The 18,222-nt window shown below is 70.6% G+C and carries 13 protein-coding genes; 6 read left to right on the plus strand and 7 right to left on the minus strand.

The annotated features are described in order from the left end of the window. Positions 1–10: 10 nt before the first annotated feature. Both AP234_RS21070 and AP234_RS21075 read right to left on the minus strand, forming a co-directional pair. Positions 11–1,729, minus strand: coding sequence for an ABC transporter family substrate-binding protein (locus AP234_RS21070; RefSeq protein ID WP_055481402.1), 1,719 nt, complete (start codon positions 1,727–1,729; stop codon positions 11–13). A gap of 119 nt (positions 1,730–1,848) precedes the next feature. After that, complete coding sequence (locus AP234_RS21075; protein ID WP_055481403.1) at positions 1,849–4,239, minus strand: AAA family ATPase; 2,391 nt, start codon at positions 4,237–4,239, stop codon at positions 1,849–1,851. 274 nt (positions 4,240–4,513) lie between these two features. Here AP234_RS21075 and AP234_RS21080 point away from each other — a divergent pair, with 274 nt between their 5' ends. Further along, complete coding sequence (locus tag AP234_RS21080; RefSeq protein WP_055481404.1) at positions 4,514–6,043, plus strand: MFS transporter; 1,530 nt, start codon at positions 4,514–4,516, stop codon at positions 6,041–6,043. Between the two features lie 47 nt (positions 6,044–6,090). After that, on the plus strand, positions 6,091–6,801 hold the full coding sequence (locus tag AP234_RS21085; RefSeq protein WP_055481405.1) for a DoxX family protein: 711 nt from the start codon (positions 6,091–6,093) through the stop codon (positions 6,799–6,801). A 12-nt stretch (positions 6,802–6,813) separates the two neighbouring features. Here the strand turns inward: AP234_RS21085 and AP234_RS21090 are convergent, their stop codons facing one another. The 3 genes from AP234_RS21090 to AP234_RS21100 all read right to left on the minus strand — a co-directional run bounded on the left by AP234_RS21090 (position 6,814) and on the right by AP234_RS21100 (position 12,008). Beyond that, on the minus strand, positions 6,814–7,815 hold the full coding sequence (locus tag AP234_RS21090; protein ID WP_055481406.1) for a LacI family DNA-binding transcriptional regulator: 1,002 nt from the start codon (positions 7,813–7,815) through the stop codon (positions 6,814–6,816). Further along, complete coding sequence (locus tag AP234_RS21095; RefSeq protein ID WP_055481407.1) at positions 7,812–10,589, minus strand: glycoside hydrolase family 3 C-terminal domain-containing protein; 2,778 nt, start codon at positions 10,587–10,589, stop codon at positions 7,812–7,814. Before AP234_RS21095 ends, AP234_RS21090 begins: the two co-directional genes overlap by 4 nt. 207 nt (positions 10,590–10,796) lie before the next feature. After that, positions 10,797–12,008, minus strand: coding sequence for an ROK family protein (locus tag AP234_RS21100; RefSeq protein ID WP_152990545.1), 1,212 nt, complete (start codon positions 12,006–12,008; stop codon positions 10,797–10,799). Positions 12,009–12,219: 211 nt separating this feature from the next. Between AP234_RS21100 and AP234_RS21105 the strand changes: the two genes are divergently transcribed. Genes AP234_RS21105 through AP234_RS21115 form a run of 3 tightly spaced genes read left to right on the plus strand, consistent with a single transcriptional unit; the run spans position 12,220 to position 15,829 of the window. Next, the gene (locus AP234_RS21105) at positions 12,220–13,890 is read left to right on the plus strand and encodes an extracellular solute-binding protein (protein WP_055481408.1); all 1,671 of its coding nucleotides are present in this window, start codon (positions 12,220–12,222) and stop codon (positions 13,888–13,890) included. Positions 13,891–13,892: 2 nt separating this feature from the next. Beyond that, on the plus strand, positions 13,893–14,921 hold the full coding sequence (locus AP234_RS21110; protein ID WP_083502293.1) for an ABC transporter permease subunit: 1,029 nt from the start codon (positions 13,893–13,895) through the stop codon (positions 14,919–14,921). After that, positions 14,918–15,829, plus strand: a complete 912-nt coding sequence (locus tag AP234_RS21115) for a carbohydrate ABC transporter permease (RefSeq protein WP_055481409.1) — start codon at positions 14,918–14,920, stop codon at positions 15,827–15,829. Before AP234_RS21110 ends, AP234_RS21115 begins: the two co-directional genes overlap by 4 nt. Before the next feature lie 155 nt (positions 15,830–15,984). Here AP234_RS21115 and AP234_RS21120 read toward each other — a convergent pair whose 3' ends face one another. Together AP234_RS21120 and AP234_RS21125 are read right to left on the minus strand one after the other, a co-directional pair. After that, on the minus strand, positions 15,985–16,239 hold the full coding sequence (locus AP234_RS21120; protein WP_055481410.1) for a hypothetical protein: 255 nt from the start codon (positions 16,237–16,239) through the stop codon (positions 15,985–15,987). Positions 16,240–16,302: 63 nt separating this feature from the next. Then, the gene (locus tag AP234_RS21125; RefSeq protein WP_055481411.1) at positions 16,303–17,628 is read right to left on the minus strand and encodes a hypothetical protein; all 1,326 of its coding nucleotides are present in this window, start codon (positions 17,626–17,628) and stop codon (positions 16,303–16,305) included. Between the two features lie 159 nt (positions 17,629–17,787). Between AP234_RS21125 and AP234_RS21130 the strand changes: the two genes are divergently transcribed. Beyond that, the gene (locus tag AP234_RS21130; protein WP_055481412.1) at positions 17,788–18,219 is read left to right on the plus strand and encodes a hypothetical protein; all 432 of its coding nucleotides are present in this window, start codon (positions 17,788–17,790) and stop codon (positions 18,217–18,219) included. The last annotated feature ends 3 nt before the right edge of the window (positions 18,220–18,222 follow it).

Genomic DNA, 18,222 nt, shown 5'->3' on the forward strand with positions numbered 1-18,222 from the left:
GGCCGGGGTTCTAGGAGGCGTAGCCGATGTTCTCGTACCTGAGGTCGTAGAGACCGTTCGCGCCGATGTTGGCGAGTCCGGACCGTACGACCACGTTCTGCGGGACCTGGTAGAGGGGAAGGACGTTCACCTTCTGCCAGACCAGCTTGTCGGCCTCGTTCAGCAGGTCGGTCACCTGCTCGTCGTCGAGCGAGCTGCCCGCGCGGTACATCGCCTGGTCGATCTGCCGGCTCCCGCTGCGCCCCAGGTTGGAGTACCACTTCACGTCGTCACCCTTGATGTTCTCGCCGTCGGCGAAGACGTCGAACGAGTTCGACATCGGGAACGGAGTGCCCGGATACGAGAACGCGGTGATGTCGAAGTTCCCCGGGATGAGGTACTTGCCGAAGAAGTCGTTGAACGGCACGGCCTGGACGACCACGTTCACCCCGATCCGCTGGAGCATCAGCCGGGCGACCTGTGCCTCGGAGTCGGTCGCCTTGACCCCGGCGGGGACGACGAAGCGCAGGGTCAGCGGCTTGCCGTCCTTCATCCTGATCTTCCCCGGTTTGCCGTCCTTGACGGGGATCTTCCAGCCCGCCTGGTCGAGCAGTTCACCGGCCCGCCGCGGGTTGTAGACGCCCAGCTCGCCGGCGTTGGCGCGATAGCCCCGCTGGCTGTTCATGAGGAAGTGGTTGTCCAGCGTCACGGTCGGCCAGCCGAGCCCCTTCAGGTCGAGCTCCATGAGGGCCTTGCGGTCGAGGCCCATCGCGACGGCCTGACGGACCCTGAGGTCGGAGAGGTTCCCGCTCTCGGCGTTGAACGTGAACTGGCGGTACTCGGGGCCCGCGGCCTGCCTGACGACGGCGTCCCACGCCTCCCGCACCTGGGCGTAGTTGTCCGGGGACGGGCCCACGTCGAAGACGTCGACGTCGCCCTTCGTGAACGCCCGGACCAGGCCTTCCGGCCGCACCCTGCGGAAGACGATCTTGTCGAGCTTGGCCCGGTCGCCCCACCAGCCCGGGTCGCGGGCGAGGGTGAGCAGGCCGCCCTTCCGGTCGAGCCGCTCGACCCGGAACGGCCCGGCCGACACCGGGATCTTGTTGATCCAGTCGGCGCCGAACGCCTCGGGAGAGGAGTTGGTGGAGGCGGGATAGAGCGGCGAGAACAGCGACTGCCACTCGTTGTACGGCTGGGTGAGCGTGACCACCACCTCCCGGTCGCTCGCTCCCCTGGTCACGTTCTGGATGTTCTCGTAGGCGATGTGGGAGTCGACGCGGTAGGCCCGGTCCCGGCCGCCCATCGCCTTCCACTGGGCGGCGAAGTCCGCCCAGGTGATCGGCTTGCCGTTCGACCAGTGGGCCTTCGGGTTCAGGGTGTAGGTGATGACCTGGCGCGGCGAGGTGGCGGTGACCCGCGCGTTGGTCACATAGTCGGTGTCGAGTGAGACCCGGCCCCGCTCGTCCGACCGGAACGCGCGCGGCATCAGCGCGTCCATCACCACGTCGACACTGTGGGTGTCGCCGTCGATGTGGTTCTGGTTCCACTGGACGGGGAAGTCGATGATCCCCCACCGCAGCGTGCCGCCGTCCTTCACCTTCTCCCGGGCCAGCGGGTTGATGTCCAGTGCCTTGACGGGAGACGGAGGCAGAGCGCCGTCATGCCCGTCCCGGGCCGGCGTGCCGCTGCAGGCGCCGGAGGCCACCACGGCGATCAGTGCGACCAGGGCAAGCGGCCATCGTGCTCTCACTTGCGTCTCCGATCCAGTCAGCCACTTTATGCATTAGATCAGTAGCTGAGTGTAATCATCCCTGGCCATCGAGACACTTCACCAGGCAAAACCGGAGGTTCCGCACAACTACCCAGGTTTCACGACAATTCGTCCACCGCGCTGCGTACGTCGGCGCTGGTGATCGTCGTGAGCTCCGCCGCGTTGGCCGACCCCTGGTCGGCCAGCCGTACGTCCCGCCGCAGGGCGGCCCTCTCGTAGAGCGAGCGGGCGAAACGGCCGTTGCCCAGACCGTCGATCAGCCCTTCGCGGCAGACCCAGTCGAAGACGTCGGCGAGGTCACGCGCCGCCGCCGGGTCGAAACGGTCGCCGGCCCCGGCCGCGAGCAACCTGGCGATGTCGGTCAGCTCGGCCGGACTATAGGAGGGGAACGACACGCGCTGGTTGAACCGGGAGGCGAGCCCGGGGTTGGTGGCCAGGAACGCGTCCATCTCCCGCTCGTAGCCCGCCAGGATGATCACCACGCGGTCGCGGTCGTCCTCCGCCCGCTTCAGCAGCGTCTGCACCGCCTCGGCCCCGAAGGCGTCGCCGCCCGAGTAACCCGCGTTCACCAGGCCGTAGGCCTCATCGATGAACAACACGCCGCCGAGCGCCCGGTCGACCAGCTCGTTCGTCTTGATGGCGGTCGCCCCGAGGTGCTGGCCCACCAGGTCGGCACGGGACGCCTCGACCACGTCGGGACGGGCCAGCAGGCCCAGCGCGGAGAAGATCCGGCCCAGGATGCGGGCCACGGTCGTCTTGCCCGTCCCCGGCGGACCGACGAACACGAAGTGCCGCATCTGCGCCTGGACGGGCAGGCCCTGCTCCTGGCGCATCCGCGCGACCTTGAGCTGCGCCGTGATCGCGTGCACCTGCCGCTTGACCGGTTCGAGCCCGGCCATCCGGTCGAGATCGGCGAGCGCCTCCTCCAGCGTCGGGGTCGCCTGATAGCCGCGGTACCGCGCGGTGATCTCGTCGAAGGCCTTGACGACGTCGCCCGTCGTGATCGTGACCAGGTCCTCGCCGCGTGGAGCGCCACCCGCGCTCACCACCCGTACGTCGCGCGCCTGAGCCGCGGCCTCGGCCAGGCTGCGGGCGAACCTGGCGTTGCCCAGCTCGTCGATCAGACCGCGCCGCCGGACGTCCTCGTACATCCCGCGCAGCACCGGACGCGCGTCAGCGGCGAGCCGGTCCCCCCGCCGCTCCTGCAGCGCCTCGGTGATCTCCAGCAGTTCGTCGGGGAGATAGCTCGGGAAGCGCACCCGGCCGGCGAACCGGCTCGACAGCCCGGGGTTGGACGACAGGAACTCGTTCATCTCCCGCTCGTAACCGGCCAAGATGATGATCAGTTGGTCGCGGTCGTCCTCCGCCCGTTTCAGCAGCGTCTGCACCGCCTCGGCGCCGAACCTGTCGGGCTGGCCGTCCCCGGAGTTGATCAGGCCGTACGCCTCGTCGATGAACAGCACACCGCCGAGCGCGCTGTCGATGAGCTCGTTGGTCTTGATGGCGGTGGCCCCCAGGTACTCCCCCACCAGGTCGGCCCGCTGGGCCTCGACCACGAACGGCGTCTCCAGCAGCCCGAAGGCGTAGAAGATCTTGGCTACCGTACGGGCCACGCTCGTCTTGCCGGTCCCGGGCGGGCCGACGAAGACGAAGTGCCGCATCGGGCGCTCATTGGCGAAACCCGCCTCTCGGCGCAGGCGCGCCGCCTCGATGGACGCGGCGATCGCCCGTACCTGCTCCTTGACCGGTTCGAGCCCGATCATCGCCTCGAGTTCGCCGAGCGCCTGCTCGACGGTGATCGGCGGCGGTGGCCCCGGGTCGCCTCCGGCCGACTGATGGCCGCCCGCCCGCACCCGCTGCTGGACGGTCTTCTGCTGCCCGGGCCGCTGCTGGGCGGTCCACTGCTGGGGCTGGACGGCGTCCCCGGGCCGCTGACGCTCGATCTCGGCGCGGACCCGGTGCGCCAGCACGAGGCGGTAGACGAGCACGGCGGCCGCCACGCCGCAGGCGCCCCAGAGCGCGCCGGACGGCGACCACGGGGCGATCGCGATGGCCACCACCCCCGCCGGGAGCAACGCCGACAGCGTGGTCAGCCACGGCGGCACCCATCGGATCAGGTGTGCGGCCACCGCCACCGGGATGGCCAGCGTCATCAGCCACGGCACCAGCCGCTGGCCGCCGACCAGGGGAAGCAGCGCCGGCACCATGAGCCCCCAGGCCCCGACCACCAGCACGGTGGCCGCGGCGCGCGGGAAACTGAGCGAGAGCGCGAGGAAACCCAGCACCACGACGGCGCTGACGAACGTCGGGACCAGCGACCAGTTGAGCGCGGCGGCCACGCCCATGGTCGCGACGAGCAGCACGGCGAAGACGGCGCGCCGCGCGAACGGTGGCAGATGGAAATAGCGGAAGCGCACCCGTTCGAACAGCTCATGGGCCGCGGTCCGATTCAACCGACCCGCCGCCCGTGCCCTGTCGGAGTCCCGCATCGCTGCCTCCCCGCTTCGCCCCCCGGTTATACCGCAAGCAACGGCGGAATGCTTGGATCCGGCGTGCTCGTGTGCGCGCCGGAACGGCCCCGCCCCCGGCCCGGCGATATGTACCGGACATCACCGGAAGGGCTGAGAGATCCCCTTCCGATGGCCTAAGCTGCGGACGCATGTCCCAGCGGGCCCTCTCAGATACGGGAGGAGGAGCACTGAACGGCCTATGATCATAGTCGGGGTTGAGACCGAGTCCGGCGCTGTCCGCACTGGAGGCGTCGTGCGCGAACGCCGGGTGAACCGGTGGTCGGTCCTTGTGCTGCTCTGTTTCAGCCTGCTCCTGATCGCCGTCGACGCGACGGTGCTGCACATCGCGGTGCCCGCGCTGACCGCCGCGCTGGAACCGTCCGCCGTGCAACTCCTGTGGATCATCGACAGCTACTCCCTGGTCGTCGCGCCGTTGCTGATCACGTTCGGCACGCTGGGCGACCGGTACGGCAGACGGCCCTTCGTGCTTGCCGGCTACGTGGTGTTCGGCCTGGCCTCGCTGTCGGCCGCGTTCGCCGGCAGCCCGCTGGCGCTCATCGTCTCCCGCGCCTTCCTCGGCGTCGGCGGCGCCATGATCATGCCGGCCACGCTGTCGATCATCAGACAGGTGTTCGCCGACCGGCGGGAGCGGGCCATCGCGCTCGGCGTCTGGAGTGCCGTGGCGGCGGCGGGAGCCGCAGTCGGCCCGCTGGTCGGCGGCGTCCTGGTCGAGCACCTGTGGTGGGGCGCGGTGTTCCTCATCAATGTGCCGCTGCTCGTCATCCTGCTGCCCGTGGCCGTACGGATCCTCCCGCCGTCGCCGCGGCGGCCGGACCAGCCGTGGGATGCCACCAGCGCGGCCCTGTCGACCCTCGGCATCCTGGCCGTGGCCTTCGGGCTCAAGGAGGCCGGGACCGGTCACACGATCGGGCGCGACGCCTCGATCGCCGTGCTCCTCGGCGGCGTGGCGCTGCTGGTCTGGTTCGTACGGCGCCAGCGCCGGCTGGCGGTCCCACTGCTCGACATCCGGCTGTTCCGGCAGCGGGGATTCTCCACCGGCGTGGCCTGCGTGGCACTGGCGATCTTCGCGCTCGTCGGGCTGGAGCTCATGCTCGCCCAGTATCTCCAGCTCGTGCTCGGCCTGTCGCCGACGGGAGCCGCCGTCCGCATGCTGCCGTTGATGGTCGCCGCCGTCGTCGGGGGCCTGGCCGCCGCGCACGTGCTGCAGCGCGCCGGCGTGCGGGCCACGATCAGCGGCGGGCTGGCGCTCACCGCCCTGTCCCTCACCCCCGTCCTGACCTGGGGGACGGAACCGCATCCCGTCGTGCTCACGCTGTGCTTCGTGGGCATCGGGTTCGGCGTCGAGGTCGCACTGCTCGGCGCCTCCGACGTGATCATGGCGTCCGCCCCTGAGGCACGGGCCGGCGGCGCCGCCGCCATCGAGGAGACGGCCTACGAACTGGGCGCCGGGCTCGGCATCGCGGTGCTCGGCACGATCACCACCATCATCTACGCGCCGGCCCTCGGCACCGTCGCCGGAGTGCCCGAGCGCCTGATGGCCCAGGCCCGTGAATCGCTCGCCTCCGCCGCCCACGTGGCGCACGAGACGGGGGACGGCGCCACGGGAGAGACCCTGCTGAGCGCGGCACGCACCGCGTTCGTCACCGCCCTGCATTCCACGGTCCTCGTCAGCGTGGCGATGCTCGCCCTCACCGCGCTCGCTGTGGCCGTGTTCATCCCCCGCCCACCCGGCGCCGAGGAGCCGGAACGGGTTCCCGTGTAGGACGCGCAACCCAAGGGCGACCCCCCTCACCCCCAGGGACGACCATCGTGAAGAGAAGCCTGCAAGACCTGGCCGCGCTGGCCGCCCGACTGGGCGTCGGCGGGATCTTCTTCGTCAACGGCTGGCACAAGCTCGAGGCCGGCCTCACCTCGACCGGGGCGCAGTTCGCCGAGTTGCAGGCCCCGATGCCCGGACTGTGGGCGGCCGCCACCATGCTGATCGAGCTCGTCGGCGGCACGCTCCTGATCGCGGGCCTGGCCGTACCAACGGTCGGGCTGCTGCTGTTCGCCGAGGCGCTGGCCGTGTTCGTGCTGACGGCCGGTGACCCGGCGCTTCCGCTCACCGGCGGCGACATCCGGCTGATCGTGGCCCTCGGGGCGGCGTCGGTGCTGCTGGCCGTGACCGGCGGCGGGCGCGCTTCCGTCGATCACATGGTGGTCATCAAGCGGCGCGAGGCCGCGGAGGCCGACGACCTCGCGGCGGACACCGAGGCCGACGCGGTCATCGCCTCGCTGCGCGAGCCCCGGGACAGCGGGCTCCGGGACAGCGAGCCCCGTGGGAAGGAACCCCGCGGCACGGCCGGGTCGGACGACACCGAACCCCCGAAGACCGGGTCGGCGAAGACCGAACCGGCGGGCGCCGAATCCACGAACGGCGAGCCCGCGAACGGCGAGCCAGGGGCGGGCACGCCGCCCGCCGGGTCCAAGGCCCGCGTACGGAAGAACAGGCGCGCCGGCGGTGAGGGAGGCGAGCCCTGATCAGCGCCGTGATCAGGCTGTGCTGTCCCGGACCGTCAGGCGGGGTTCGAGCAGGGTCGACTCCGGTACGGCCTGGCCGTCCAGCTTCGCCATCAGCAGCCGCACCGCCTGACGCCCGACGTCCTCGGCGGGGATGAGCACGGAGGTCAGCGCCGGGCTGGCCCGCTCGGCGACGTCGTCGGGGCAGATCGCCACGACCGACATGTCGCCGGGCACCCGCCTGCCGAGCATGCGCAGCGCGGCCAGCACGTGGCCGACCGCCGCCTCGTTGTGCACGACCAGCCCCGAAAGGCCGGGGTGCTCGTCGAGCAGCACCTTCACGGTCGCGTGCACCTCATCGAAGGACTCCTCGCACGGCCGTGCCCACGCCTCGACCCCGTGCCGCCGCGCCGCCTCGGTGAACCCCGCCAGCGTGCGCTCGGCGAAGCCGGTGCCCCTCTCGTAGACCACACTCGGGGCGCCGAGCAGCGCGATCCGCCGGTGACCGAGATCGGCGAGATGGTCGGCGCACAGCGCGCCCGCGCGGGCGAAGTCGAGGTCGACACAGGTGAGCCCGGCCGGGTCGGCGGGAAAACCGATCAGCACGCTCGGCTCGACCAGCTCACGCAGCAGCGGCACACGGGCGTCGTGAATCTCCACGTCCATCAGCAGCAGCCCGTCGACCAGGGCGCTGGCCGCCACCCGGTGCAGCCCGTCCGGCCCTTCGTCGGCGGTCATGAGCAGCACGTCGTGGTCGTACTGCCTGGCGGTGGTCACCACGGACGTCGCGAACTGCATGAGGACCGGCAGGTTCATGCCGGCGCGCAGCGGGAGCACCAGGGCGATCACGTTGGCCCGCTTGCTGGCCAGGGCACGCGCACCGGCGTTGGGGTGATATCCGAGGGCGCGCACGCTGTCGAGCACCCGCTGCCGGGTGGTGGCGGAGATGGCCCGTTTGCCGCTCAGCACGTACGACACGGTGCTGACCGCGACCCCCGCGTGCTTGGCCACGTCGGCGATCGTGACCGTCCTCACCGGGCGAACTCCAACGTGCTCACCGTCACCCCTTCGCTCTCGAACACGACATAAAGATCGCGCACTCCGGCGGTCTCCGCCAGCGGCGTGCCGACCTGGACGAAATCGTGCCGGTTCGCCGTGGGCGGCACGGTCACCGCCCCGATCGCCTCCCCGCACAGCGGGTCGTCGAGCCGGAGCGTGAGCACGCCGCCCTCCGCGCTCGACACGCTCAGCACGCATCCGGACGGACCGGTGCCGGCGTCTCCGAAATCGGCGTCGCGGAACACGATCCAGGCTCCCGCCTCGGCGGCCCGGACCGCGTCTCCGACGTCGATCGCGGCGGCGCACAGCACGACCCCTTCGTACTCGTCGTTGTCGGCCGCGCTCAGACCCCCCCGTCCGGTCGGCGCGGTCAGCGCGCGCGGCGGGATCGTCTCGCCGTTCACCCGCAGCGGCGCGCACAGGCGGATGTCCCGCGACGACCGCCCCACCCGCACCTTGTGCGGGGCGTCCTCCAGCACGAACCGGCCGCGGGTGACGTCCCAGATCGCCAGCTCGGCGACCGGGATCTCCACCGACACCGTACGGCTCTCGCCGGGCGCGAGCCGTACCCTGCCGAACCCGCACAGCCGCGCGAGCGGCTGCTTGACCCGGGAGCGCTGCTGACGGGTGTAGACCTGCACGACCTCCTCGCCCTCACGGTCCCCCGTATTGGTCACGGTGACCGTCACGGTCAGCGTGTCACCCTCGGCCACCTCGGCGGCGGACAGGGTCAGATCCGAGTAGGCGAAGCTCGCGTAGCTGAGGCCGTGCCCGAACGGGTAGAGCGGCCTGCCCCGGAAGTAGAGATAGGTGGCCTCCGTCGTGACGATGTCATAGTCGAGCAGGTCGGGCAGATCGGCGGCCGAGCGGTACCAGGTCTGGGTGAGCCGCCCGCCGGGGTCCTCGTCGCCGAACAGCACCTCGGCGAGGGCGTTGCCGTACTCCTGCCCGCCGTGCGCGGACCACACGACCGCGGGCAGATGCTCATCGGCCCAGGTCACCGCGAACGGGTAGCCGCTGCTGAGGACGAGCACGGTCGCGGGGTTGGCCGCGTGGACCGCCCGCAGCAGCGTCTCCTGGCGGGCGGGCAGGCGGAGATCGGCCCGGTCCTCGGTCTCGCGGCCGTTCACGAGCGGGTGGTCGCCCAGCACGACGACGGCGACGTCGGCCCGGGCCGCCGCCTCCGCCGCCCTGGCCGTGCCGGAGTCGACCAGTTCGACGGTCAGCACGGCGGCCGCGTCCGGGTCCTCGGTGATCCGGGCGACGTCACCGTCGACGGCGACGTAGTGGCCGGTGGAGATGTGCCGCAGCACGACGCCGCGCGGCCGCTCCTCCATGCGGAACGTCTGCCGCACCTCCCAGCCGTTCGGCCCGGGCTGGTCGCTGACCAGGACGCCGTCCTCCCCCACGGACAGGTGCAGCCCGTTGGCCGCCGACCGGAACGCGAGCGCCCCGCCACCCCAGTCGAACACGTCGAACACGCCGAGCTGGCCGCTCTCGGCGCGCAGCGCCACCCGGTCGACGCCCTCGCAGTGGACGACCTCGCACCGTTCGGCCAGCGCGCCGCGCGCCGTGATCTGGTACGGCAGCGTGCCGCTGTACCAGTCCTCCATGAGGAGGTCGGCCAGCGGGCCGATCACCGCGACCGTCCTGGGCGAGGCGAGCGGGAGGATGCCGTCGTTCTTGAGCAGTGTGATCGACTTCCGGGCCGCCTCCCTGGCCAGGCGCCGGTGCTCCGGGCTGTTCACGACGTCCTGCGTGATCTGGTCGTACGGCGTGGCCGGGTCGAACTCGCCGAGCCTGACCCGGATCGACAGCAGGTGCCGGGCGGCCCGGTCGATGTCGCCTTCGGTGAGCAGTCCGCGGTCGAGCGCCGTGCGGATGTGGCCGAGCGTGGCGGCCGGATCGTCGTCGTCCTGGGTGAAGCTGTCCAGCCCGGCCTTGATCGCGTGCGCGTACGCCTCGGGCAGGTCCCGGTGGTAGGCCTGCATCCCGGTCAGGTTCGCCGGGGCGTAGGCGTCGCTGACCACCATGATGTCGTCGCGTGCCCAGGTGCGCAGCGCGGACTCGATCAGCGGCGACAGGTGGGCCGGGCGCCCGTTGACCAGGTTGTACGACGGCATCACGGCCACCGCTGCGCCCGCCTCGATCGCCGGGCGGAACGCCTTGAGCTCGTATTCGTGCAGCACCCGGGGCGGCAGCCCGCTGGAGGTGACGCACCGGTCGGTCTCGTTGTTGTAGGCGAGGAAGTGCTTCAGCGTGGGCGCGGTCTTCAGCACGCCGCTGCCGTCCGGGCCGCCGTCGCCGCACAGGCCGCGGGAGTAGGCGGCGCCCATGAGGCCGGTCAGCCAGGGATCCTCCGAGTAGCCCTCCTCGTTTCGGCCCCACCGCGGATCGCGCAGCGGGTTGACCACGGGGGCCCACACGTTGCGGCCGACCGCCTGGGGATCCTTGTGGTGGAAGGCCATCACCTCGTCCCCGGTGGCCGAGCCCACCCGCCGGACCAGCTCCGGATCCCAGGTGCTGGCCAGCCCGACGGCCTGGGGGAACACGGTCGCCGGGCCGTGCCAGGCCAGGCCGTGCAGCGCCTCGGTGCCGGTGCGGAACGGCCGCAGGCCGAGTCGCTCGACCGGGGCCTGGTACTGGTGCAGCAGGCCGATCTTCTCCTCCAGCGTCAGCCGGCCGAGCAGGTCGCGCACGCGCTCGGCGGTGGGCAGGCCGGGGTTCCGGAAGGCCGGCGGTTCGTTCATCTGAAGACCTGCCCTTCGTGTCGAAGCGCTTCGATGCCGGTTGCGCCGAAGTTTCGGGTTGATGAGGTTGGGGGGGAAGCGCCGGGCGTTCGCCGTTCGTCGAAGCGCTTCGAAGGGATTCCAAGGCTTGCGGGGGGTGTCGTTTCGGGCTTATCCGGAAGAGTGCCCCCTGCACCGCCCTCGGTCAAGACCCATTCGGCGTCCGCTTCACTGATGGGACGGAAGACGGCCGGAGTCGACCGAGTCCAGCACCCGGGCGGCCGCACCCAGGGCGGCCGCGCCGTACCCGAGGGTCGAGACCTCCAGCCGGCAGCCGCCTCCGCCGGGCGCGATGACCCGGCGGCGCATCTCCTCCTCGGCCCGGGCGACCAGCCACGGCGCGAGCGGGATGTAGTAGCCGCCGAGGACGATCACCTCGGGGTCGAGCAGGTTGGCCAGCACCGCCACGCCCCTGCCCAGGTGGCGGCCGACGTCGTCCAGCAACTCCAGGATCTCCGGCTCGCCGTTGCCGGCCCGCTGCGCCACCTCGTCGATCTCCGGCTCCAGCTCGGCGGGAGAGGCGTCGGGCGCGGTCAGGGACAGGATCGCGTCCACTCCGGCGACGGCCTCCAGGCAGCCCCGCCGGCCGCACCGGCACGGGCGTCCGCCCGGGTCGATCTCGATGTGGCCGATCTCCCCGCTGTAGCCCTGCCCGCCGCGCCTGAGCCGGCCGTCCAGGATGATCCCGGCGCCGACGCCGACCTCGCCGGTGAGGTAGACGAGGTCGGACGCGTTCCCGTGCCGGCCGAACCGGTGCTCGGCGAGCGCGGCCAGGTTGGCCTCGTTGTCGACCAGCACCGGGAAGCCCGGGTCGCGCAGCGCCTTGGTGAGGTCGCCGCACAGGTCGGCGTCCCGCCAGCCGAGGTTGGGGGCCACCCGCACCGAACCGTTCAGGTCGACCAGCCCGGGCACGGCCACGGTCAGGCCCAGGACCTGCCTGGCCTCCTTGGCCATCCGGCTGATCACCCGCCGGGCGATCGCCGCCACCGCGACCACGGCCTGCCCCGCCGTCGAGGTCGTGCCGGGGAAGGACCGCCGCCAGTTCACCAGCACCTCGCCCTTGAGGTCGACGGCGACCGCGCTGATGTAGTCGACGTTGACCTCGACCCCGATCGCGGCGTACGGCGAGCCGTCCAGGACGAGCATGGTGGCGGGCCGGCCGACCCGGTGCTCGGTCAGCCCGGTCTCGCGCAGCAGCCTGCGGTCGATCAGGTCGGCGACGAGGCTCGACACGGTGGCCTTGTTGAGCCCGGTCGAGGCGGCGATGTCGGCGCGTGAGCACGGCGCGTTCTCCCGCACGAACCGCAGCACGACGGCCAGGTTGGTCGCCCGGACGTCGGCGAAGTCGGCCGGTTGGGGCCCGTTGTGCGATGTGATCAAGAGTCGTCCCCGTTCCCGCTCGGCCTCATCTTCCGGTCGTTTCCCATAGATCTTCTTACCTACCGTGGTCGCCGGGGTGGCGCCTCGCCACGGCAAAGATCAACGGGTCACTCCCTTGTGGCAACCGGACCCCTCGACTAGTTTGTTTGGCTGCCAGACTAACTAACTTTAACTCGGAAACTCTATCCGAATCCAGTGAAGGGAGCGCGCCATGTCACCATCCCCCGAAGGCGCGACGACGAGCCGACGAGGTTTTCTCGGCATAGTGGGCGCCGGCGCGGTGCTGGCCGCCACCGGCGGTCTCACGGGCTGCGCCGCGAAGAAGGAAGTGTCCAAGGGCACGGCCGTCGCGGCGGACAAGCTCAAGACGCTCGTGCCGAACCGGATCCCGTTCAGCGTACCGGGCCTCACCCCCGACCTCCCGGGCGGCGACTTCGTCGAGCCCGGCTTCCTGTCCCGGCCCGCCACGTTCGTGCAGGCGATCACCGAGAAGCCGATCACCAGCGGCAAGGAGATCACCGCGATGACCCCGCTGTGGGGCAAGGTGCCTCCGGGGCTGGGCGACAACGCCTACTACGACGCGGTCAACGAGCAGCTCGGCGGGGTCGTACGGTTCAACATCCAGGACGGCAACACCTACGGCGAGAAGCTCACCGCGATCCTGGCCAGCGGGGAGGTGCCCGACATGATCCAGATCCCCGGCTGGGAGGCCAACAAGATCGCGCGTTTCCCCGAGGCGGCCAACAAGCTCTTCGCCGACCTGTCCCCCTACCTGGCCGGCGACAAGGCCAAGGCCTACCCCATGCTCGCGGCCTACGACACCGCGGCCTGGCAGTTCGGCGTGTACGGCGGGGTGCTGCACGGCATCCCGTGGCAGAACGCACCCTACGTACTGCTGACCCTGGCCCGCAAGGACATCCTCGACGAGCTCGGCCTGCCCATGCCGGCCAGCGCCGACGACCTGCTCACGCTGGGCAAGCAACTGACCGACCCCAAGAAGAAGCGCTGGGCGTTCGGCGGCATGGACCAGGAGGTTCAGCGGGCGTTCGGCGTGCCGAGGGAGTGGCGCAAGCAGCCGGACGGCACGCTCGTCTACAAGTACGAGACCCCCGAGTTCGAGCAGCACATCGAGTTCGTGGTCAAGCTGTTCGAAAGCGGCTGGGTGCACCCGGATGTCGTCGCCAACAAGGACGCCGACCACAAGCCGCTCTTCGGTTCCGGTCAGCTCGTCATCTACCGGGAGGGTCCCGGCGCCTGGCACGAGCTGTACGGCACCTACCTGGCCGACAACCCCAAGCTGCGCATCGCCGCCGTCGATCCGTACCCCGCGCATGCCGGCGGCAAGGTCATCATCTGGCGCAACGAGCCGGCCGGCATGTTCTGCTTCATCAAGAAGGGCCTGCCCGACGATCGGATGCACGAGATCCTCGGCGTCGCCAACTGGTGCTCGGCGCCGTTCGGGACGATGGAGGCCGACCTGCTCGCCAACGGCGTCGAGGGCGAGCACTACACGATCAAGGACGGGCTGGTGCAGCGGACCGCGCTCGGCGAGAAGGAGGCCCAGCCCACCTACATGTTCCTGTCCGGCCGTCCCGGCGCGATCACGGAGTCGCAGTACCCGGACTACGTGCAGGCCTATCACGGCTGGCAGTCCAAGGCGGCGGCCCACCTGGAGAGCGACCCCTTCGTCGGCATCCGCGTGGAGATGCCGGCGAAGATGTCGGGGCTGGTCACGCCGACCGAGGACAAGATGCAGGAGATCTTCCGCGGCAAGCGGCCGATCTCCGAATGGAAGCAGGTCGTCAAGGACTGGCAGGAGCAGGGCGGCAACGAGGCGCGGGAGTTCTACATGAAGGTCGCCCGGGAGAACGGCCGGTTGTGAGCATGACGACCGGATCCAAGGCTCGCGGAGCCGGGGGCCGCGCAGCCCGGGATCGCAGAGACGGGGCTCGGCCCGACCTGACCCGGGCCGAGCCCTCCTCCGCACCCTCCGCACCACGCTCCGCCGACCGGCGGGCCAGGCTGCGGCGGGACTGGCCGCTGCTGGTGATGGCCGCGCCGATGGTCGTGCTCGTCACGGCCTTCTGGTGGGTGCCGACGCTCGGCAACGTGATCGCGCTCCAGGACTACAACCCCTACAGCGGGGGCATCCTGGGCAGCCCGATCATCGGCTTCACCAACTTCGCGCAGCTGCTCGGCGACCCGCAGTTCGGGCACGCGGTGGTCAACACCCTCGGCATCACCGCGTTCCAGCTCGTCTTCTACTTCCCGGTGCCGATCGCGCTCGCACTGCTGCTCAACAGCATCATGTCGCCGCGCCTGCGCGCCTTCGTGCAGGGCGTCGTCTACCTGCCGCACTTCTTCTCCTGGGTGCTGGTGGTCGCGATCTTCCAGCAGATGCTCGGCGGCGCCGGCCTGCTCGCGCAGATCCTGCGTGAGCACGGCCACGAGGGCGTCGACATCATGACGCACTCGGAGACGTTCATCCTGCTCGTCACCTCGCAGACGGTCTGGAAGGACGCGGGGTGGGGGTCGATCGTGTTCCTGGCGGCGCTCAGCACGATCGACCCCCACCTCTACGAGGCCGCCGCCGTCGACGGTGCCGGGCGGTGGCGGCGGATGTGGCACGTCACGCTGCCGGGACTGCGTCCGGTGATCGTGCTCCTGCTGATCCTCCGCCTGGGCGACGCGCTGAACGTCGGTTTCGAGCAGTTCATGCTGCAGCGCAGCGCCGTCGGCAGCGCGGTGTCCGAGGTGTTCGACACGTTCGCCTACTACTCGGGTCTGCGCACCGGGGACTTCGGGTACGGCGCGGCGGCCGGTCTGTTCAAGGGACTGGTAGGCCTGATCTTGATCCTGGTGGCGAACCGGGTGGCCCACTCGTTGGGCGAGCGGGGGGTGTATTCCAAGTGAGCGCGATCGCGCGGAAGCCCGGACGGGCGCCGTGGGAGGAGCCGGGGTCGCTCGCCGGGCGGCTCGGCAAGGGCGGCACGATAGTGGTCGTCCTGCTGCTGGTGCTCTTCCCCCTCTACACGATCCTGCTGACGAGCCTGTCGAGTTCGAAGACCGTCAACGAGGCGGGCGGGCTCGTGCTGGTGCCCGACGGCATCACGTTCGACGCCTACCGGCAGATCTTCTCCGACACCGTGGTGAGCCACGCGATCCTGGTCAGCACCGGGGTGACCGTGGTGGGCACCGCTTTCAGCCTCGGTGTCAGCGTGCTCGGCGCGTACGGACTGTCGCGGCCGGGCTCGTTCCTGCACCGGCCGCTGCTGTTCAGCGTGCTGCTGATGTTCGTGTTCTTCCCCGGCCTGATCCCGACCTATCTGCTGGTCGCCTCGCTCGGGCTCAAGAACGACTACCTGTCGCTGATCCTGCCGTCGGCGGTGTCGGCGTTCAACATCGTGGTGCTGCGGGCTTTCTTCATGAACATCCCGCATGAGCTGCTCGACAGCGCCCGCATCGACGGCGCCGGCGAGTTCCGCATCCTGTGGCGGATCGTGCTGCCACTGTCGAAGGCGGTGACCGCGGTGATCGCGCTGTTCTACGCGGTCGGCTACTGGAACGCCTGGTTCAACGCCATGCTCTACCTGGACGACTCGGCCAAGTGGCCGCTCGCGCTGGTGCTGCGCGAGTACGTCGTCAACGCCGCCGCGCTGCCGGCGGGCACCGCGGGGGTCGCCTACGGCCAGGCTGCCCCGCCGACGCTGGCCATCAAGATGGCGATCGTGATGGTCGCGGTGGTGCCCGCGCTGATCATCTATCCGTTCGTCCAGCGCCACTTCACCAAGGGGGTCATCATCGGCGCCATCAAGGGCTGACCACTTTCCGGGAGCCCGGTCCCTCCACCCCGGGGGTGCGCCGGGAGGAGGCTCCGGTTGCGAAAGCCCGCTCCGGCGGGCTTTCGCGTGCGGTCCTCGCTCCCTTGCACCGGGTGAGCTCGGCGGATCCCCCGTTGACGTCGGAGGACGGCGCACTACCGGCTGCCGGCCGCCGTGACCTCCTTGTCCACGATGGTGGTCGCCCCCGACTCGCGGGCGCAGTGGGCGCAGCAGTACCACCGCCCGTCCACCTCGGCACCGTGGCCCACGATGCGGCATCCACAGTGCTCGCAGATCGGCGCCATCCGCGTGATCGCGCACTCGAAGCTGTCGAAGACGTGCACCGCCCCCTGGCTGTGGACCTCGAAGGCCATGTCGTAGTCGTTGCCACAGACCTCACAGGTAGCCATGGTCCCTCCATCGGCAGGTAGTCGAGGGGTTGCATACCCGCCCTGTTCAGGGCGAACACCCTGCTACAGGGCTCCCAGCACGGTCCGCGCCACGGATCTCGCCCCGGCGGCCGCCTCCTTCGAGTCCATCAGCAGCGAGTCCGGCGCGTTGATCGGCGTGTTCTCCGGCCGGTCGCTGCCCGAGAAGAGCACCCAGACGACCTTCGTGCCGTCGAGGATGTAGATCTCGTAGCGGTTCGACTGCGCGGTGTCGGTGCGCTGCCGGATGGCCTGGCCGAACGAGTCCTGGCCGAACCCCGGCAGCTTGCGCAGCTTGCCCCACCGGATGCCGCCGATCCTGCTCGCCGCCGTCGTCTTGGCCTTGGCCCGCTCGTCGATGAAGCGGTAGCGGGCGGAATCCGCGTCGGCGAAGGCGTAGATGTTGATCCGGAGGTTCCGCCACCGCACCTTGCCCTGACCGATCGGCAGCTTGTCGTTCCACCACTGACACTGGGTGACCGTGGCGCCGTCCTCCACGCTGCGGGCCGCCACTCCCTCGGTCTTGGGCACCAGCGTCTTGACCAGCGACTGCACGCTCACGCACGGCTCCGGCAGCGCGATCAGGGTGGGCTTGGGCGACGGACTCGGGCTCGGCTTCGGCCGCGGCTTGAACGGCATCGCCTGCCCGGATTGCCACGCGGTGACCGACTTCCCGAGCTGGCCCAGCAGGTTCTCGACCTCGCGCAGCGCGTTCTCCTCGGTGATGGACTGGGTGGTGTCCGTCGAGAAGATGGCCGCTTCCTTGTCCTTCTGGTTCGCCTCGTACTTCACCTGGAACACCACGTTGCCGACGCGGCCCACGCCCTGCCCGAAGGAGTACCAGTAGTCCTTCTCCCGCGTCCACTGATACTGGGCGGCGGCCTGCTCGCCGATCCCGGCGAACTCCTTCGCCTTCGAGTAGTAGCGCTCGTTGGTGGACACCTTCTCCTGGTACTTGTACTGCTTCAGCTCACCGTCGAACTGGATGCGCGCGGCCTTCTCCGCCGTGGTGTTGCCGACCCCCTCATATCGGGACACGTTCACGGTGATCTCACGGCTGCGCCGTTTGTCCTTGTAGGAGATGTCGCGGTTGACCCAGCTGCAGGTCCACTTGACGTAGCTGACGATGGCGTCGTCGCGGTTGTCGCGCATCGACGAGTCGATCTTCGCGGCGGGCACCAGCCGCTCGGTCTCCGCCGGGTCGAGCATCGCGCACGCGTCGGTCTTCGACGCGTCGGCGGCGGCCGATGACGTGGCCGCCGGAGAGGCCGCGGCCGCGGTCGCGGTCGGCACGGGGCTCGCGCCGACGTCGCGCACCTTCATCACCGCGAACGTCCCGCCCGCCACCGCCAGCACGGCCGTGATCGCCACGCTCGGGATCACCCAGCCCCGGCGCCGGGACGGGGACGGCTGCGTCGGCGTCTGCCACAGGGCGGGAGCCGGCGGGGTCGGCCCCTGCCAGCCGCCGCCGGAGCCCTGCCACGCCCCGCCCGGCGCAGGTCCGCCCGGCGGGCCGTACGGATCCTGGCCATGCGGGCCCTGACCGTACGGACTCTGACCGTACGGGCCCTGGCCGTACGGCTGAGCGGGCGGCGGCTGGATCAGGGGTTGTCCAAGCGGCGGTTGTCCATGGGGCGACGGCCCCTGCGGTGGTTGTCCATGGGGCGGCTGTCCGTGCGGCGGCGGGCCGTACTGCTGGGGATACGGCTGTCCCTGGGGCTGTCCCTGGGGCTGTCCCTGGGGTTGCCCCTGGGGCTGTCCCTGTCCCCAATGATCTTGCTGTGGATACCGCCGGGGGTGTTGGTGCGGGGGTTGCGGAGCATTCGGGCCGGCGGGCGGCGGGGCGGGCCGGCCGTCGGGCGACGCCTCAGGAGGGACCGGACCGGACGACTGCCAGGGCAGGGGCGCCGGGCCGCCGGGCCCGGGGTATCCGTCGTCACCGCTGGACATATCGCCTCCTGAACG

This window comes from Sphaerimonospora mesophila (genome assembly GCF_001417795.1).
In the GTDB taxonomy this organism is placed as follows: domain Bacteria; phylum Actinomycetota; class Actinomycetes; order Streptosporangiales; family Streptosporangiaceae; genus Sphaerimonospora; species Sphaerimonospora mesophila.